This window comes from Frankia sp. CgMI4, assembly GCF_001756285.1.
Classification (GTDB): Bacteria; Actinomycetota; Actinomycetes; order Frankiales; family Frankiaceae; genus Frankia; species Frankia casuarinae.
Window position 1 is genome coordinate 199387 of the sequence record NZ_MAQZ01000081.1, and the last position, 14932, is coordinate 214318.

Annotated in this window: 25 protein-coding genes; all 25 read left to right on the forward strand. The window is 68.1% G+C overall.

All coding sequences use genetic code 11. The features are described 5' to 3' along the window. The 25 genes from tuf to map all read left to right on the forward strand — a co-directional run bounded on the left by tuf (position 1) and on the right by map (position 14858). Positions 1-1194, forward strand: coding sequence for an elongation factor Tu (tuf, locus tag Manayef4_RS14890; protein ID WP_070131973.1), 1194 nt, complete (start codon positions 1-3; stop codon positions 1192-1194). 298 nt (positions 1195-1492) lie between these two features. Beyond that, positions 1493-1801 carry a 30S ribosomal protein S10 gene (gene rpsJ / locus Manayef4_RS14895; RefSeq protein ID WP_007514815.1) on the forward strand — a complete coding sequence of 103 codons (309 nt, stop codon included), beginning with the start codon at positions 1493-1495 and terminating at the stop codon, positions 1799-1801. 17 nt (positions 1802-1818) lie between these two features. Continuing rightward, positions 1819-2526 (forward strand): 50S ribosomal protein L3, encoded by a 708-nt coding sequence (gene rplC, locus Manayef4_RS14900; protein ID WP_011435039.1) that lies wholly within the window; start codon positions 1819-1821, stop codon positions 2524-2526. Next, a complete protein-coding gene (gene rplD / locus Manayef4_RS14905) occupies positions 2523-3260 on the forward strand; it encodes a 50S ribosomal protein L4 (protein WP_011435040.1) in 738 nt (245 codons plus the stop codon). Before rplC ends, rplD begins: the two co-directional genes overlap by 4 nt. Beyond that, entirely contained in the window at positions 3257-3553 is a 297-nt protein-coding gene (gene rplW, locus Manayef4_RS14910; protein ID WP_011435041.1) for a 50S ribosomal protein L23, read from the forward strand. The genes rplD and rplW overlap by 4 nt, the downstream gene beginning before the upstream one ends. 46 nt (positions 3554-3599) lie before the next feature. Next, positions 3600-4433, forward strand: a complete 834-nt coding sequence (gene rplB, locus Manayef4_RS14915) for a 50S ribosomal protein L2 (protein WP_070131974.1) — start codon at positions 3600-3602, stop codon at positions 4431-4433. Between the two features lie 93 nt (positions 4434-4526). After that, the gene (gene rpsS, locus Manayef4_RS14920) at positions 4527-4808 is read left to right on the forward strand and encodes a 30S ribosomal protein S19 (RefSeq protein ID WP_011435043.1); all 282 of its coding nucleotides are present in this window, start codon (positions 4527-4529) and stop codon (positions 4806-4808) included. Beyond that, positions 4801-5226: a 50S ribosomal protein L22 gene (rplV, locus tag Manayef4_RS14925; RefSeq protein ID WP_070131975.1), complete on the forward strand. Its 426-nt coding sequence runs from the start codon at positions 4801-4803 to the stop codon at positions 5224-5226. Before rpsS ends, rplV begins: the two co-directional genes overlap by 8 nt. Further along, complete coding sequence (rpsC, locus tag Manayef4_RS14930; RefSeq protein ID WP_070131976.1) at positions 5226-6173, forward strand: 30S ribosomal protein S3; 948 nt, start codon at positions 5226-5228, stop codon at positions 6171-6173. Before rplV ends, rpsC begins: the two co-directional genes overlap by 1 nt. Before the next feature lie 2 nt (positions 6174-6175). Continuing rightward, entirely contained in the window at positions 6176-6592 is a 417-nt protein-coding gene (rplP, locus tag Manayef4_RS14935; protein WP_070131977.1) for a 50S ribosomal protein L16, read from the forward strand. Continuing rightward, complete coding sequence (gene rpmC, locus Manayef4_RS14940; RefSeq protein WP_070131978.1) at positions 6592-6867, forward strand: 50S ribosomal protein L29; 276 nt, start codon at positions 6592-6594, stop codon at positions 6865-6867. The genes rplP and rpmC overlap by 1 nt, the downstream gene beginning before the upstream one ends. Continuing rightward, positions 6864-7172: a 30S ribosomal protein S17 gene (gene rpsQ, locus Manayef4_RS14945; RefSeq protein WP_083282471.1), complete on the forward strand. Its 309-nt coding sequence runs from the start codon at positions 6864-6866 to the stop codon at positions 7170-7172. The genes rpmC and rpsQ overlap by 4 nt, the downstream gene beginning before the upstream one ends. 76 nt (positions 7173-7248) lie before the next feature. Further along, positions 7249-7617, forward strand: a complete 369-nt coding sequence (gene rplN, locus Manayef4_RS14950) for a 50S ribosomal protein L14 (protein ID WP_070131980.1) — start codon at positions 7249-7251, stop codon at positions 7615-7617. Between the two features lie 2 nt (positions 7618-7619). After that, entirely contained in the window at positions 7620-7946 is a 327-nt protein-coding gene (gene rplX, locus Manayef4_RS14955) for a 50S ribosomal protein L24 (protein ID WP_011435048.1), read from the forward strand. A gap of 41 nt (positions 7947-7987) precedes the next feature. Beyond that, positions 7988-8587 carry a 50S ribosomal protein L5 gene (gene rplE, locus Manayef4_RS14960; RefSeq protein ID WP_070131981.1) on the forward strand — a complete coding sequence of 200 codons (600 nt, stop codon included), beginning with the start codon at positions 7988-7990 and terminating at the stop codon, positions 8585-8587. Positions 8588-8591: 4 nt separating this feature from the next. Further along, on the forward strand, positions 8592-8777 hold the full coding sequence (locus Manayef4_RS14965; RefSeq protein ID WP_011435050.1) for a type Z 30S ribosomal protein S14: 186 nt from the start codon (positions 8592-8594) through the stop codon (positions 8775-8777). A gap of 153 nt (positions 8778-8930) precedes the next feature. Beyond that, the gene (rpsH, locus tag Manayef4_RS14970) at positions 8931-9341 is read left to right on the forward strand and encodes a 30S ribosomal protein S8 (protein ID WP_070131982.1); all 411 of its coding nucleotides are present in this window, start codon (positions 8931-8933) and stop codon (positions 9339-9341) included. A 12-nt stretch (positions 9342-9353) separates the two neighbouring features. Further along, a complete protein-coding gene (gene rplF, locus Manayef4_RS14975) occupies positions 9354-9890 on the forward strand; it encodes a 50S ribosomal protein L6 (protein WP_070131983.1) in 537 nt (178 codons plus the stop codon). A 10-nt stretch (positions 9891-9900) separates the two neighbouring features. Further along, positions 9901-10275, forward strand: a complete 375-nt coding sequence (gene rplR, locus Manayef4_RS14980) for a 50S ribosomal protein L18 (protein ID WP_011435053.1) — start codon at positions 9901-9903, stop codon at positions 10273-10275. Between the two features lie 71 nt (positions 10276-10346). Next, complete coding sequence (gene rpsE / locus Manayef4_RS14985) at positions 10347-10955, forward strand: 30S ribosomal protein S5 (RefSeq protein ID WP_011435054.1); 609 nt, start codon at positions 10347-10349, stop codon at positions 10953-10955. After that, positions 10955-11140, forward strand: a complete 186-nt coding sequence (rpmD, locus tag Manayef4_RS14990) for a 50S ribosomal protein L30 (RefSeq protein ID WP_011435055.1) — start codon at positions 10955-10957, stop codon at positions 11138-11140. The genes rpsE and rpmD overlap by 1 nt, the downstream gene beginning before the upstream one ends. Before the next feature lie 2 nt (positions 11141-11142). Beyond that, the gene (rplO, locus tag Manayef4_RS14995) at positions 11143-11673 is read left to right on the forward strand and encodes a 50S ribosomal protein L15 (protein ID WP_254665666.1); all 531 of its coding nucleotides are present in this window, start codon (positions 11143-11145) and stop codon (positions 11671-11673) included. Positions 11674-11934: 261 nt separating this feature from the next. Then, on the forward strand, positions 11935-13227 hold the full coding sequence (gene secY / locus Manayef4_RS15000) for a preprotein translocase subunit SecY (protein WP_070131984.1): 1293 nt from the start codon (positions 11935-11937) through the stop codon (positions 13225-13227). Then, on the forward strand, positions 13227-13880 hold the full coding sequence (locus Manayef4_RS15005) for an adenylate kinase (RefSeq protein ID WP_011435058.1): 654 nt from the start codon (positions 13227-13229) through the stop codon (positions 13878-13880). The genes secY and Manayef4_RS15005 overlap by 1 nt, the downstream gene beginning before the upstream one ends. A 141-nt stretch (positions 13881-14021) precedes the next feature. Further along, the gene (map, locus tag Manayef4_RS15010; RefSeq protein WP_070131985.1) at positions 14022-14858 is read left to right on the forward strand and encodes a type I methionyl aminopeptidase; all 837 of its coding nucleotides are present in this window, start codon (positions 14022-14024) and stop codon (positions 14856-14858) included. The last annotated feature ends 74 nt before the right edge of the window (positions 14859-14932 follow it).

Sequence of the window (14932 nt, forward strand, 5' to 3'; positions counted from 1 at the left end):
GTGGCGAAGCAGAAGTTCGAGCGGACGAAGCCGCACGTCAATATCGGCACCATTGGTCACATCGACCACGGCAAGACGACCCTGACCGCGGCGATCACCAAGGTCCTGCACGACGCCTACCCAGACCTCAACCCCTTCACGCCGTTCGACCAGATCGACAAGGCGCCGGAGGAGAAGGCCCGCGGCATCACGATCTCGATCGCCCACGTCGAGTACCAGACCGACACCCGGCACTATGCGCACGTCGACTGCCCGGGACACGCTGACTACATCAAGAACATGATCACCGGTGCCGCTCAGATGGACGGCGCGATCCTGGTCGTGTCCGCCACCGACGGCCCGATGCCGCAGACGAAGGAGCACGTGCTCCTCGCCCGCCAGGTCGGCGTGCCCTACATTGTCGTCGCCCTGAACAAGGCCGACATGGTCGACGACGAGGAGATCCTCGAGCTCGTCGAGCTGGAGGTCCGGGAGCTGCTGAGCTCGTACGAGTTCCCGGGCGACGACGTTCCGGTCGTCCGGGTCTCCGCGCTCAAGGCGCTGGAGGGCGACAAGGAGTGGGGCGCCAAGCTCCTCGAGCTCATGGCGGCGGTCGACGAGTCGATCCCCGAGCCGCAGCGTGACATCGACCGGCCGTTCCTCATGCCGATCGAGGACGTCTTCACGATCACCGGTCGTGGCACCGTGGTCACCGGTCGCGTCGAGCGCGGAATCGTCAAGGTCAACGAGACCGTGGAGATCGTCGGTATCAAGCCGGAGACCACCTCCACCACCGTGACCGGTGTCGAGATGTTCCGCAAGCTGCTCGACGAGGGGCGTGCCGGCGACAACGTCGGTCTGCTCCTGCGCGGTATCAAGCGGGAGGACGTCGAGCGCGGCCAGGTCATCGTCAAGCCGAAGTCGATCACCCCGCACACGGTGTTCGAGGCTCGCGTCTACATCCTCAACAAGGATGAGGGCGGACGGCACACGCCGTTCTTCAAGAACTACCGCCCGCAGTTTTACTTCCGCACCACCGACGTGACCGGCGTCGTGACCCTCCCCGAGGGCACGGMGATGGTCATGCCGGGGGACAACACCGAGATGACGGTCGAGCTGATCCAGCCGATCGCCATGGAGGAGGGTCTGCGCTTCGCCATCCGCGAGGGTGGCCGGACCGTCGGCGCGGGCCAGGTTACGAAGGTTCTCAAGTAGTAGCCGTGGGCGGTGGGTCCGGGCGTGTGTACGGACCCACCGCCCACTGCGCTGCCTGACCAGGCAGGGCTCTCGCGAGACTCGGCTGCCGAGGACAACCGGCCGCCGGCAAGGGACGCAGCCCGGTCCCGGTCGACACGTCGAGCGGGACCGGCACGAGACAGCGGTACAACCGGCAGGTTCYTTCCGCCGGCGGCGGGGCGCCAGGCTCGCCGCGCGGCCGGCGGTGAGGATCTACGGGCGGTGACCCGGTAGCGATACCGGCCGGACGAGACAGACAGGACAGGCGAAGCCCACCATGGCGGCACAGAAGATCCGCATCCGGCTCAAGGCCTATGACCACGAGGTCATCGACAGCTCGGCGCGGAAGATCGTCGAGACGGTGACGCGGACGGGCGCGCAGGTCGCGGGACCGGTGCCGCTGCCGACGGAGAAGAACATCTACTGCGTCATCCGGTCGCCGCACAAGTACAAGGACAGCCGCGAGCACTTCGAGATGCGGACGCACAAGCGGCTGATCGACATTCTTGACCCGACGCCCAAGACGGTCGACTCGCTTATGCGCCTCGACCTGCCCGCCGGCGTCGATATCGAGATCAAGCTGTAAGAGGGGCCGGCGCAGTCATGCTCATCCGCAACTACAGAGGGCTCCTGGGCACCAAGCTCGGGATGACCCAGGTATGGGACGCGAACAACCGCGTCGTGCCGGTCACCGTCATCAAGGCCGGACCCAACGTCGTCACGCAGGTCAAGACGCCTGACTCGGACGGCTACTCGGCCGTTCAGCTCGGTTACGGCGAGGTCGACCCGCGTAAGATCAACAAACCCGCCCGCGGCCACTTCGCCACCAGCGGGGTGACGCCCCGGCGCCACCTCGTCGAGCTGCGGACCGCCGATGCCGGCAACTACCGGCCCGGCCAGGAGCTGACCGGCGAGGTGTTCTCCGCCGGGACCGTCGTTGACGTCACCGGCACCTCGAAGGGCAAGGGGTTCGCCGGTGTCATGAAGCGTCACGGGTTCAAGGGTCTGGGCGCGGGGCACGGCGTCGAGCGCAAGCACCGCTCGCCGGGGTCGGTCGGCGGCTGCGCCACGCCCGGTCGCGTGTTCAAGGGCCTGCGCATGGCCGGCCGGATGGGTCACGTGCGCACCACGACCTCGGGGCTGACGATCCACGCCGTCGACACCGAGCGTGGCTATCTGCTGGTCAGGGGTGCGGTGCCCGGCCCGGATGGTGGTCTGGTCCTCGTGCGCAGCGCGGCCAAGCGCCCGGCGCCCGAGGCCATCGCCCCGGCGGCCGAGCTGGCCGGTACCGGTGAGGAGGTCTCGGCATGAGCCGGGTGGCCACATCCGACCCGAGCGTCACCGCGCGCACCGTCGCGGTGCACGCGCCGAACGGGGGCGAAGGCGGCAGCGTCGAGCTGCCCGGTGGCGTGTTCGACGTGCCGCTCAACATCCCGCTGATCCACCAGGTCGTGGTGGCGCAGCTCGCGGCGGCCCGCCAGGGCACGCACGACACGAAGACCCGCGGCGAGGTCCGCGGCGGTGGCCGCAAGCCGTATCGGCAGAAGGGCACCGGCCGGGCCCGGCAGGGATCGCTGCGGGCTCCGCAGTTCACCGGCGGTGGCACCGTGCACGGCCCCACACCGCGCAGATACGACCAGCGGACCCCGAAGAAGATGAAGGCCGCCGCGCTGCGCGGCGCGCTGTCCGACCGGGCCCGCAACAACCGGGTGCACGTGGTGTCCTCGCTGGTCTCCGGCGAGACGCCGTCGACGAAGAGCGCGGTCACCGCGCTGCGGACGATCGCCGACACCCGCCGGGTGCTGGTGGTGGCGAGCCGTTCGGACGAGCTGACCTGGAAGAGCCTGCGCAACGTCGCGGCGGTGCACCTGCTCGACCCGGGCCAGCTCAATACCTATGACGTGCTGGTGAGCGACGACGTGGTCTTCATCGAGGATGCGCTGGCCGCGTTCCTTGCTCGTGACACCCGTCCGGCAACCTCCACCGCCGGGACCGAGGCTGCCGCGGGCACCGAAGGTGTGGCCGGGGCGGAGGAGAACAAGTGATTCCCGACCCGCGTGACGTGATCCTGCGGCCGGTCGTCTCCGAGAAGAGCTACGGCCTGCTCGACGAGAACGTCTACACCTTCATCGTGCGTCCGGACGCGAACAAGACCCAGATCAAGCTCGCGGTCCAGCAGATCTTCAATGTGCGGGTCCTGCGGGTGAACACCATCAACCGGCAGGGCAAGCGCAAGCGGACCAAGCACGGCTGGGGACACCGGTCCGCCTCCAAGCGGGCCCTGGTGAGYCTGGCTCCCGGTGACACGATCGAGATCTTCGGAGGCCCCGGTGCCTGAGCGCGTGCGCTCCGCGGCGGCGGTGGGTCCAGGACGGTAGGAAGCCATGGGTATTCGTAGGTACAAGCCGACGACGCCGGGGCGTCGTGGTGCGAGCGTGGCCGACTTCGTCGAGATCACTCGTGACCACCCGGAGAAGTCGCTGGTCCGCCCGCTGCACTCCAAGGGCGGGCGCAACGTCCACGGCCGGATCACCACCYGGCACCAGGGCGGCGGGCACAAGCGGGCGTACCGGGTCATCGACTTCCGGCGGGACAAGGACGGGGTGCCGGCCAAGGTCGCGCACATCGAGTACGACCCCAACCGCACCGCCCGGATCGCGCTGCTGCACTACCTCGACGGCGAGAAGCGCTACATCCTCGCGCCGGTCAAGCTCAGGCAGGGCGACACGGTCAGTTCCGGCGTGGGCGCCGACATCAAGCCCGGCAACGCGCTGCCGCTGCGCAACATCCCGACCGGCACGGTGGTGCACGCCATCGAGCTGCGTCCCGGCGGTGGTGCGAAGATCGCCCGTAGCGCCGGCACGAGTGTGCAGCTCGTCGCGAAGGACGGCCCCTACGCTCAGCTGCGGATRCCCTCCGGTGAGATCCGCAACGTGGATGTGCGCTGCCGCGCGACGGTCGGCGAGGTCGRCAACGCGGAGCAGAGCAACATCAACTGGGGTAAGGCCGGCCGGATGCGCTGGAAGGGTCGCAGACCCACCGTGCGCGGTGTCGCGATGAACCCGGTCGACCACCCGCACGGTGGTGGTGAGGGTAAGACCTCCGGCGGTCGTCACCCCGTCAATCCCAAGGGCCGTCCGGAGGGGCGGACCCGGGCGACCCGCAAGTCGTCCGACGCGCTCATTGTGCGTCGTCGCAAGCAGAACAGGCGGCGGTAATGGTGATCTCCAGGCCCCGGGCCGCGTCGGCCACCAGCGCGCCGCCGACCAGCCGTACCCATCGGATCTGAGCAGGAAGGAGGAGACACAGCCATGCCACGCAGTCTGAAAAAGGGCCCGTTCGTCGACGACCACCTGCTCAAGAAGGTGGATCTGCAGAACTCCAAGGGCACCAAGCACGTCATCAAGACCTGGTCGCGCCGGTCGACCGTGATCCCCGACATGCTGGGGCACACGATCGCCGTGCACGACGGCCGCAAGCACGTCCCGGTCTTCATCACCGAGGGCATGGTCGGGCACAAGCTCGGCGAGTTCGCCCCGACCCGGACCTTCCGTGGCCACGTCAAGGAGGACCGGAGGTCACGCCGTGGCTGACGATCTCGTTGACGGCCTGACCCGGGCCGGTCTTCCCGGGGCGAAGGCCTCGGCCCGCTATGTCCGGGTCTCGCCGACGAAGGCCCGCCGGGTCGTCGACCTGGTGCGCGGGCGCTCGGTCGGCGAGGCGCTGGACATCCTCCGGTTCGCTCCGCAGGYGGCCAGCGAGGACGTGTACAAGGTTGTCGCCAGCGCTGCGGCGAACGCCGAGAACAACCACAGCCTCGATCCGGCCACCCTGTGGGTCGGCGAGGTCTACGTGGACGAGGGGCCGACGCTCAAGCGCATCCGGCCCCGAGCTCAGGGCCGGGCCTACCGGATCCGCAAGCGCACCAGCCACATCACCGTCGTGGTGGAGAGCCGGGAGCCGGTCTCCGCGGCCGGCCGGGGCGCGAAGACGACAAGGAGGGCCCGGTAGTGGGGCAGAAGGTCAACCCGCACGGGTTCCGGCTTGGCATCACCTCGGAGTTCACCTCCCGTTGGTACGCCGACAAGCAGTACAAGGCGTACGTCGGCGAGGACGTGAAGATCCGTAAGATGATGTCGCGGGGCATGGAGCGGGCCGGCATCAGCCGGGTCGACATCGAGCGGACCCAGGGGCGGCTGCGGGTGGACATCCACACCGCGCGCCCGGGCATCGTCATCGGTCGCCGTGGCGCCGAGGCCGACCRCATCCGTGGCGACCTGGAAAAGCTCACCGGCAAGCAGGTGCAGCTCAACATCCTCGAGGTGAAGAACCCCGAGGTCGACGCCCAACTCGTCGCCCAAGGGGTGGCCGAGCAGCTCTCCAGCCGGGTCAGCTTCCGCCGGGCGATGCGCAAGGCCATGCAGACCGCGATGAAGGGCGGCGCGAAGGGGATCCGGGTGCAGTGCTCGGGTCGTCTCGGCGGCGCCGAGATGAGCCGGTCGGAGTTCTACCGCGAGGGTCGGGTGCCGTTGCACACCCTTCGCGCGGACATCGACTACGGCTTCTATGAGGCTCGGACGAACTTCGGCCGCATCGGCGTGAAGGTCTGGATCTACAAGGGCGACATCGTCCAGAGCCGGGCCGAGCGTGAGGCGCAGGAGGCGCTGCAGCGCCAGACCCGCCGGGAGCGCCCGCGCCGCGGGCCGCGTTCCGGCTCGTCCGGCACGACCCAGGGCGGGACCGAAGCGGGCCGGGCGGCGGCCCGCGGCGAGCGCCGGGGCCGTGGTGGTGGCGGCGGGAACGCCCCGGCTGAGACTCCGGCGGGCGAGGCCGCGGCGACCGAGCCGACGGCACCCGTCGCGGAGCCCGCCACCGCGGCGGCGAGTGCGCCGGCCGAGGCGGCGAGTGCGCCGGCCGAGGCGGCCGTGGCGAACACTCCGGAGAAGGCGGAGGAATAGACATGCTGATTCCCCGGAAGGTCGCGCACCGCAAGCAGCACCACCCCGGGCGGACCGGTGCCGCCAAGGGCGGAACCCGGGTCACGTTCGGTGAGTACGGGATCCAGGCCTTGKAGTCGGMCTACGTGACGAACCGGCAGATCGAGTCGGCCCGTATCGCGATGACCCGGCACATCCGTCGTGGTGGAAAGGTCTGGATCAACATCTACCCGGACCGTCCGCTGACCAAGAAGCCGGCCGAGACCCGGATGGGTTCTGGTAAGGGCTCGCCCGAGTGGTGGGTCGCGAACGTCAAGCCGGGCCGGGTCCTGTTCGAGCTGTCCGGGGTCGCGGAGCCGGTGGCCCGCGAGGCGATGCGGCGGGCTATCCACAAGCTGCCGATGAAGTGCCGTTTCGTGGTCCGTGAAGGTGGTGCGTAATGGCTATCGCTACCGCGGACGAGCTGCGGAGCCTGTCGGGCGAGGAGCTCGTCGACAAGCTTCGGGAGGCCAAGGAGGAGCTGTTCAACCTCCGGTTCCAGGCGGCGACCGGGCAGCTGTCGAACAACCGCCGGCTGCAGGCCGTGCGGCGCGACATCGCCCGGATCTACACCGTCATGCGCGAACGGGAGCTGGGTATCACCGACGATCCGGCGGTGGCGGCCGGCGCGGCGGACGATGACGCGACGCAGTCGGAACGGGCGTGRGGACAGTGACAGACGAGACGGCCTCCCAGGAGGCTTCGCAGAGCACGGACGCGGCGGCTCCCGCCCGCGGATTCCRCAAGGTCCGCGAGGGCCTCGTGGTCAGCGACAAGATGACCAAGACCGTCGTGGTCGCGGTCGAGGACCGGGTGCAGCACCCGCTGTACGGCAAGACGATCCGTCGTACCAAGAAGGTCAAGGCGCACGACGAGAGCGGCACCACCGGTGTCGGCGACCGCGTCCTGCTGATGGAAACGCGGCCGTTGTCGGCGACCAAGCGGTGGCGGATCGTTCAGGTCTTGGAGAAGGCGAAGTAGTGAAGTAGTTCTGGCCCGGACGCCGGGGCCGGGCAGGACCGGGTGATCAGTAGTACCGGGTGATCAGGAGCGGAAAGTGATTCAGCAGGAGTCGCGACTTCGGGTCGCCGACAACACCGGAGCGCGGGAGATTCTCTGCATCCGGGTGCTCGGCGGCTCTGGGCGTCGTTACGCGGGGATCGGCGACATCATCGTCGGCACGGTGAAGGACGCCCTGCCCGGCGCCGGCGTGAAGCGCGGCGACGTGGTCAAGGCGGTCGTGGTGCGTACCACCAAGGAGCGCCGGCGGCCGGACGGCTCCTACATCCGCTTCGACGAGAACGCGGCGGTGCTCATCCRGGACGGTGGTGACCCTCGGGGCACCCGCATCTTCGGGCCGGTCGGCCGGGAGCTGCGTGACAAGAAGTTCATGAAGATCATCTCGCTGGCGCYGGAGGTGCTGTGACCGTGGCCACTTTGAAGATCAAGAAAGGCGACACGGTCCAGATCATCACCGGCAAGGACCGTGGGCTCAAGGGTAAGGTCATCCGCGCCTATCCGGAGCAGAACAAGGTCCTCGTCGAGGGCGCGAACCGGATCACCCGGCACACCCGCGTCCAGCAGGGCACACGCGGCTCGCAGTCCGGGGGCATCATCACCCAGGAGGCGCCGATCCACGTGAGCAACGTGATGATCGTCGACCCGTCTGACGGGAAGCCGACCCGGATCGGTTACCGCATCAACGACGACGGYACCAAGGTGCGTGTCTCGCGGCGCACCGGTACCGAGCTGTAGGCCGAGCGAGCAGTCGAGCAGTTGGGAAACGAGATTAGACCATGACTGTGACCACCGAGGGCCGGACCATCGAAGGCCGGCCTATTGGCGCTCGCCCGGTCCCACGGCTCAAGCAGCGGTACCGCGACGAGATCGCCCCGGCGCTGCGGGAGCAGTTCTCCTACCGCAACGTCATGCAGATCCCCGGCGTCGTCAAGGTCGTCGTCAACATGGGGGTCGGAGACGCCGCCCGGGACGCGAAGCTGATCGATGGCGCTGTGCGGGATCTTGCGRCCATCACCGGCCAGAAGCCCGCGGTCCGGCGCGCGAAGAAGTCCATCGCCCAGTTCAAGCTGCGCGAAGGGATGCCGATCGGCGCCAAGGTGACGTTGCGTGGTGACCGGATGTGGGAGTTCCTCGACCGCCTCGTCACCATCGCGCTGCCGCGTATCCGTGACTTCCGCGGGCTGTCGCCGAAGCAGTTCGACGGTGCCGGCAACTACACCTTCGGGGTGACCGAGCAGTCGATCTTCCACGAGATCGACATCGACCGGATCGATCGGGTTCGGGGCATGGACATCACGGTCGTCACCACCGCGACCACCGACGACGAGGGCCGGGCGCTCCTGCGGGCGCTGGGCTTCCCCTTCCGGGAGAACTAGAGAGATGGCCAAGAAAGCACTGATCGAGAAGTCGAACCGTAAGCCGAAGTACGCGGTCCGGGGTTACACCCGATGCCAGCGCTGCGGCCGCTCCCGCTCGGTGTACCGGGGCTTCGGGCTCTGCCGGGTATGCCTGCGGCAGATGGCGCACCGCGGCGAGCTGCCCGGCGTCACCAAGAGCTCCTGGTAGGCCGGTACCGCGCCCCGGACCGGGGCCGGAACGGCGGCACCGGCAGCACGGTTCCACCGCACCACCACCGCACCTCCACCCGATCGCGGTAGGCCCGGCGGCCGAGGACGACCTCGGCACTGGCGGGAACCGCCGTGAGAAAGGCGTCAAGCCATGACGATGACCGATCCGATTGCGGACATGCTCACGCGTGTCCGTAACGCCAGCCGGGCGTACCACGACCGCGTGGTGATGCCCCACAGCAAGATCAAGACGCACATCGCCGAGATCCTCCAGCAGGAGGGATACATCTCCGGCTGGCACGTCGAGGACGCGACCTCGGCTGGCGGCGTCGGCCACACCCTGGTCATCGATCTGAAGTACGGCCCCAACCGGGAACGCTCGATCGCCGGGATCAAGCGCATCAGCAAGCCGGGTCTGCGGGTCTATGCCAAGGCGACGAACCTCCCGAAGGTCCTCGGGGGCCTGGGCGTCGCCATCATCTCCACCTCGTCGGGTTTGCTGACCGACAAGCAGGYGGGCAAGCGGGGCGTGGGCGGGGAAGTCCTCGCCTACATCTGGTAAGGAGGGCGAGCGATGTCACGGATCGGGCGCCTGCCCATTCCCGTCCCCAGCGGTGTCGATATCACCGTCGAGGGAGCCACCATCACCGTCAAGGGGCCCAAAGGGACCCTGAGCCACGTCGTGGCCGAGCCGATCGTGGTGAACACGGAGGACGGTCGGCTCCTCGTGACCCGGCCCGACGATGAGCGTCGCTCCCGGTCGCTGCACGGCCTGACTCGCACCCTGGTCTCCAACATGGTCACCGGCGTCACCGCCGGATACTCGAAGACCCTGGAGATCGTCGGCGTCGGTTACCGTGTCCAGGCCAAGGRCTCCGACCTGGAGTTCGCCCTCGGGTACAGCCACCCGGTGCCGGYCAAGGCCCCGGAGGGCATCCGCTTCGAGGTGCAGACCCCGACCCGCTTCGTGGTCCACGGGATCGACAAGCAGCTGGTCGGTGAGGTCTCCGCGAAGATCCGCGGGCTGCGCAAGCCTGACCCGTACAAGGGCAAGGGCGTGCGCTACCAGGGCGAGGTCGTCCGCCGCAAGGTCGGGAAGACCGGGAAGTAGGAGATAGATCATGGCAGTGAGCCTCGGCGCCAGCTCGCGTCGACGGACCGCGAAGCTCCGTCGGCACGTCCGGGTGCGCAAGAAGGTGGCGGGCACCCCGTCTCGCCCACGGCTCGTCGTCACCCGGTCCTCGCGGCACATCTACGCCCAGGTCATCGACGACGTCGCCGGCCACACGCTGGCGTCGGCGTCCACCCTGGACGTGTCGCTGCGCGGCGGCGAGGGGGACAAGACCGAGCAGGCCCGCAAGGTCGGCGCCCTGGTCGCCGAGCGCGCGAAGGCGGCCGGGATCGCCGCGGTCGTGTTTGACCGCGGCGGGCGGACCTACTCCGGCCGCATCGCCGCGCTCGCGGACGCGGCGCGGGGGAACGGGCTGGACTTCTGATGACTGCCCCCAGCCTTTACAGTCAGTCCAGCCTTTACCGCCAGTACAGCCAGAACAGGGAGATGTTGTAGATGCCAGGCCAGCAGCGCCGCGGCGGCGGCTCCGGCGGCTCGGACCGTCGGGAACGCCGGGACCGGTCGGGCAGCGGCCCGGCGCAGGAGAAGAACGCCTACGTCGAGCGGGTTGTCGCGATCAACCGCGTGGCGAAGGTTGTCAAGGGCGGACGCCGGTTCAGCTTCACGGCGCTCGTTGTGGTCGGTGACGCGGACGGGACCGTGGGCGTCGGCTATGGCAAGGCCAAGGAGGTTCCGGCCGCCATCGCCAAGGGCGTCGAAGAAGCCAAGAAGCACTTCTTCAAGGTGCCCCGGATCGGTTCGACGATTCCGCACCCGGTGCAGGGCGAGGAGGCGGCCGGCGTCGTGCTGCTCAAGCCCGCCTCGCCCGGTACCGGGGTCATCGCCGGTGGTCCGGTCCGTGCCGTGCTGGAGTGCGCCGGTGTGCACGACGTGCTCTCGAAGTCGCTCGGCTCATCGAATCCGATCAACATCGTGCACGCGACGGTCGCCGCTCTGCGTGGCCTGATGCGTCCCGAGGAGATTGCCGCCCGTCGCGGCCTGCCGCTGGAGGATGTCGCTCCGCCGGCCATGCTGCGCGCCCGTGCGGCGGGAGCCAGCGTCTGATGGCCAAGCTGCGCATCACGCAGATCCGGTCGGGGATCGGTGGTACCTCGAACCAGCGGGCCACGCTGCGTACCCTTGGTCTGCGGAAGATCAACGCGACGACCGTCCGTGATGATCGTCCCGAGATTCGCGGGATGATTAGAACTGTGACCCATCTTGTCCGGGTCGAGGAGGTGGACTCCTAGCCATGGCCGAACTGACGAAGACCGACGCCGGTGACGACACCGGCGCCACCGGCGTGGGCACCGAGGCCGGCTCGGCGCCGGTCGTCCGTGGCCGCGGTCTGAAGGTGCACCACCTCCGGCCAGCCCCCGGCGCCCATAAGTCCAAGATCCGCGTCGGTCGCGGTGAGGGTTCCAAGGGCAAGACCGCCGGACGGGGCACCAAGGGCTCGAAGGYCCGCAAGCAGGTGCCCGCCCGGTTCGAGGGTGGCCAGATGCCCCTGCACATGCGCCTGCCCAAGCTGAAGGGCTTCCGCAACCGGTTCCGCGTCGAGTACCAGGTCGTGAACGTCRCCACCCTCGCGGAACTGTTCCCGCAGGGTGGTGAGGTCACCAAGGCCGACCTCGCGGCCAGGGGCGCGGTGCGKGGCAAGTCGCCGGTGAAGGTGCTGGGCAACGGTGACATCAACGTCGCGCTGCACGTGAGCGCGGACGCGTTTTCGGCCTCCGCGAAGGAGAAGATCGCCGCTGCCGGCGGGAGCGTCACACAGAGCTGAGAGCATGGGTGGGGGTGTGGGCCATGTCACCCCGCTCCCACCCCGGCCCCGCCCGTCCGGACCCCTCGCCAGACGGCCGTGCGCCTCGGCGTCAGCCGTCTCTTGCCGTCCACCATCGCTTACCCATGGTGATGTCGGGACGAGTGGGCCGGGTGTCCTGTTACAGTCGCCTAACCGACCTCGGCGACCGGCCGGGGGAGGCGATCCGCACCGGGCAGGATGTCCACTTCCCGTCGGTCCGCAATCCCAGCAGGAGGAGCCGTGCTCACCGCCTTCACGCGGGCATTCCGCACGCCTGACCTGCGCAAGAAGCTGCTGTTCACCGTCGGTATCGTGATGCTGTTCCGGTTCGGCAGCGTCATGCCGTCGCCGGGTGTCTCGACGTCCGCAGTGAACACCTGCCTGGACTCGGCGAGTGCCGACAGCAGCAACGTCTACTCGCTGATCAACCTGTTCAGTGGTGGGGCTCTGCTGCAGCTGTCCATCTTCGCGCTTGGCATCATGCCGTACATCACATCGAGTATCATCATTCAGTTGCTCGTTGTGGTGATCCCTCGGCTGGAGCAGCTGAAGAAGGAGGGCAGCTCGGGCGAGCAGAAGCTTACGCAGTACACCCGGTACCTGACGATCGCCCTCGGTCTTCTGCAGGCCACCGGCATCGTGGCGCTGGCCCGCAGCGGCCGGCTGTTCCCCAGCTGTTCGGCCGCCATCATCCCGGACACGAGCCTGTTCCGGATCGCGACGATTGTCATCACGATGACGGCGGGTACCTCGGTCATCATGTGGATGGGTGAGTTGATCACCACCCGGGGGGTCGGTAACGGCATGTCGCTGCTGATCTTCACCTCGATCGCGGCAAGGCTTCCCTCCGAGGGCGGACGCATCCTCCAGGTCGCCGGCGGTGTGGTGTTTAGCCTGGTGCTCCTGCTCGGTCTCGCGATCGTCGTGTTCGTCGTGTTCGTCGAGCAGTCTCAGCGTCGCATCCCGGTCCAGTACRCCAAACGCCTGATCGGGCGGCGGATGTACGGCGGGACGTCGACCTACCTGCCGATCAAGGTCAACCAGGCCGGGATCATCCCCGTCATCTTCGCGTCCTCGCTGCTGCAGCTCCCTCAACTCGCCGGGCAGGTATGGAGCAACCGGAGCTTCCAGGACTTCGAGCAAAGATATCTCTCCAGGGGAGACCATCCACTCTATCTGGTGACATACTTCGCACTCATCATCTTCTTCACCTATTTTTATGTTGCGATCACCTTCAACCCAACGGAGGTCGCGGACAACATGAAGAAGTATGGTGGGTTCATCCCCGGGATCAGGCCGGGGAACCCGACGGCGGAGTACCTCAAACATGTACTCGACCGGATCACGCTCCCGGGATCGCTGTTCCTTGGCGTGATCAYGGTCCTTCCGTTGGCACTGTTGAACCTGACCAAGGACCAGCCGTTCCCCTTCGCGGGCACGTCGGTCCTGATCATGGTGGGGGTTGGGCTGGAAACCGTGAAGCAGATCGAAAGCCAGCTCATGCTCCGCAATTACGAAGGWTTCCTCCGGTAGTGCGCCTCGTACTGGTCGGGCCGCCCGGTGCCGGAAAGGGCACCCAGGCCGCGTTCATTGCCCAGGCGCGGTCGATCCCTAAGATCTCCACCGGGGACATCTTCCGGGCGAACGTGCGACAGGGAACCGAACTGGGCGTCAAGGCCAAGACCTTCATGGATGCCGGTGATCTCGTACCGGACGAGATCACCATCGGTATGGTCCGCAACCGCTTGGCCGAGGACGACGCGGTCAAGGGATTCCTGCTCGATGGTTTTCCTCGTAACGTCCCGCAGGCCGAGGTGCTCGGGCAGATGCTCGATGGCATGGGGACCCGTCTGGACGTGGTGCTCGAGCTCGTCGTCGACGACGACGAGGTGGTGCGCCGGCTGTCCGGTCGGCGCACCTGTCGGAACTGCGGTCACATCTGGCACATCGACTTCGACCCGCCGTCGGTCGAAGGCGTCTGTGACCGGTGTGGTGGCGAGCTGTTCCAGCGCGACGACGATCGGTCGGAGACGGTCCGCCATCGGCTCGAGGTCTACGCGGACCAGACGGCGCCGCTGGTGGCCTACTACGCCGAAAAGGGCATCCTGATCGGTATCGACGCCACCGGACCGGTGGATAACGTCACCGACCGCGCGCTCGACGCCCTGCGGCACTACGGCGACTGAACCCGTCGGCCTGGTCCGGGCGCGGACCAGGCCGAACGTGACTCCCGTGCTTTTCGCGGAAGATCGTTGGAGCACGTCCTGCGGGGTCGGCGGCTAGCATCGGAAACGGACACAACACGAACACGGACCGGGGCGACGAGCGTGGCGCGACGAGAGCACGTCCAGATCAAGACGGCGGCAGAGATTGCCAAGATGCGGGTTGCTGGCCTGCTCGTCGCGAAGACGCTGGCGCGGCTGCGTGRCGCGGTCGTCCCCGGGGTCACCACGGCCGAGCTGGACGCCCTTGCCGAGAAGACGATCCGGGACGACGGCGGTATCCCGTCCTTCAAGGGCTATGCCCAGCCGCCGTATCCGGCCTCGATCTGCAGCTCGGTCAACAACGAGGTAGTGCACGCCATCCCCACCCGCAAGCGGGTGCTGCGCGAGGGCGATATCATCTCGATYGACTGCGGGGCGATCGTGGACGGCTGGCACGGGGACGCCGCGATCACCGTGCCGGTCGGTGAGGTCGCCCCGGAGGTTCTCGCGATGATCGACACGTGCGAGGGCGCGCTGTGGGCGGGCCTCGMCGCAGCCCAGCTCGGCGGAAAGCTCACCGACATCAGCGCCGCCGTCGAGCGGCATGTCCGTCCACATGGCTACGGGATCGTCGACCACTACGGCGGCCACGGCATCGGCAGCGAGATGCACCAGCCCCCCCACGTGCTCAACCACGGCCGGCCTGGCCGTGGCATCCGGCTGATCGAGGGCCTTGCGCTGGCCATCGAGCCTATGATCACTATGGGGTCGCCGGACACGGCCGTGCTCCCCGACGACTGGACCGTCGTGACCCGCGACGGCAGCCTCGCCGCCCACACCGAGCACTCGGTGGCAATCACTCCCCGTGGGCCGTGGGTGCTAACGGCGCCGGACGGCGGAGCGGCGAAACTCGCCKAGCTCGGGGTCGTCTGCGGGCAGCCGGCTGACGCCCCGTCCTGAACCGGCTGAACCGGCTGAGGTCGCGTCGGTCGCGTCGGCCCTTGACGGGGGTCGTGTTGACCCTTGACGGGGGT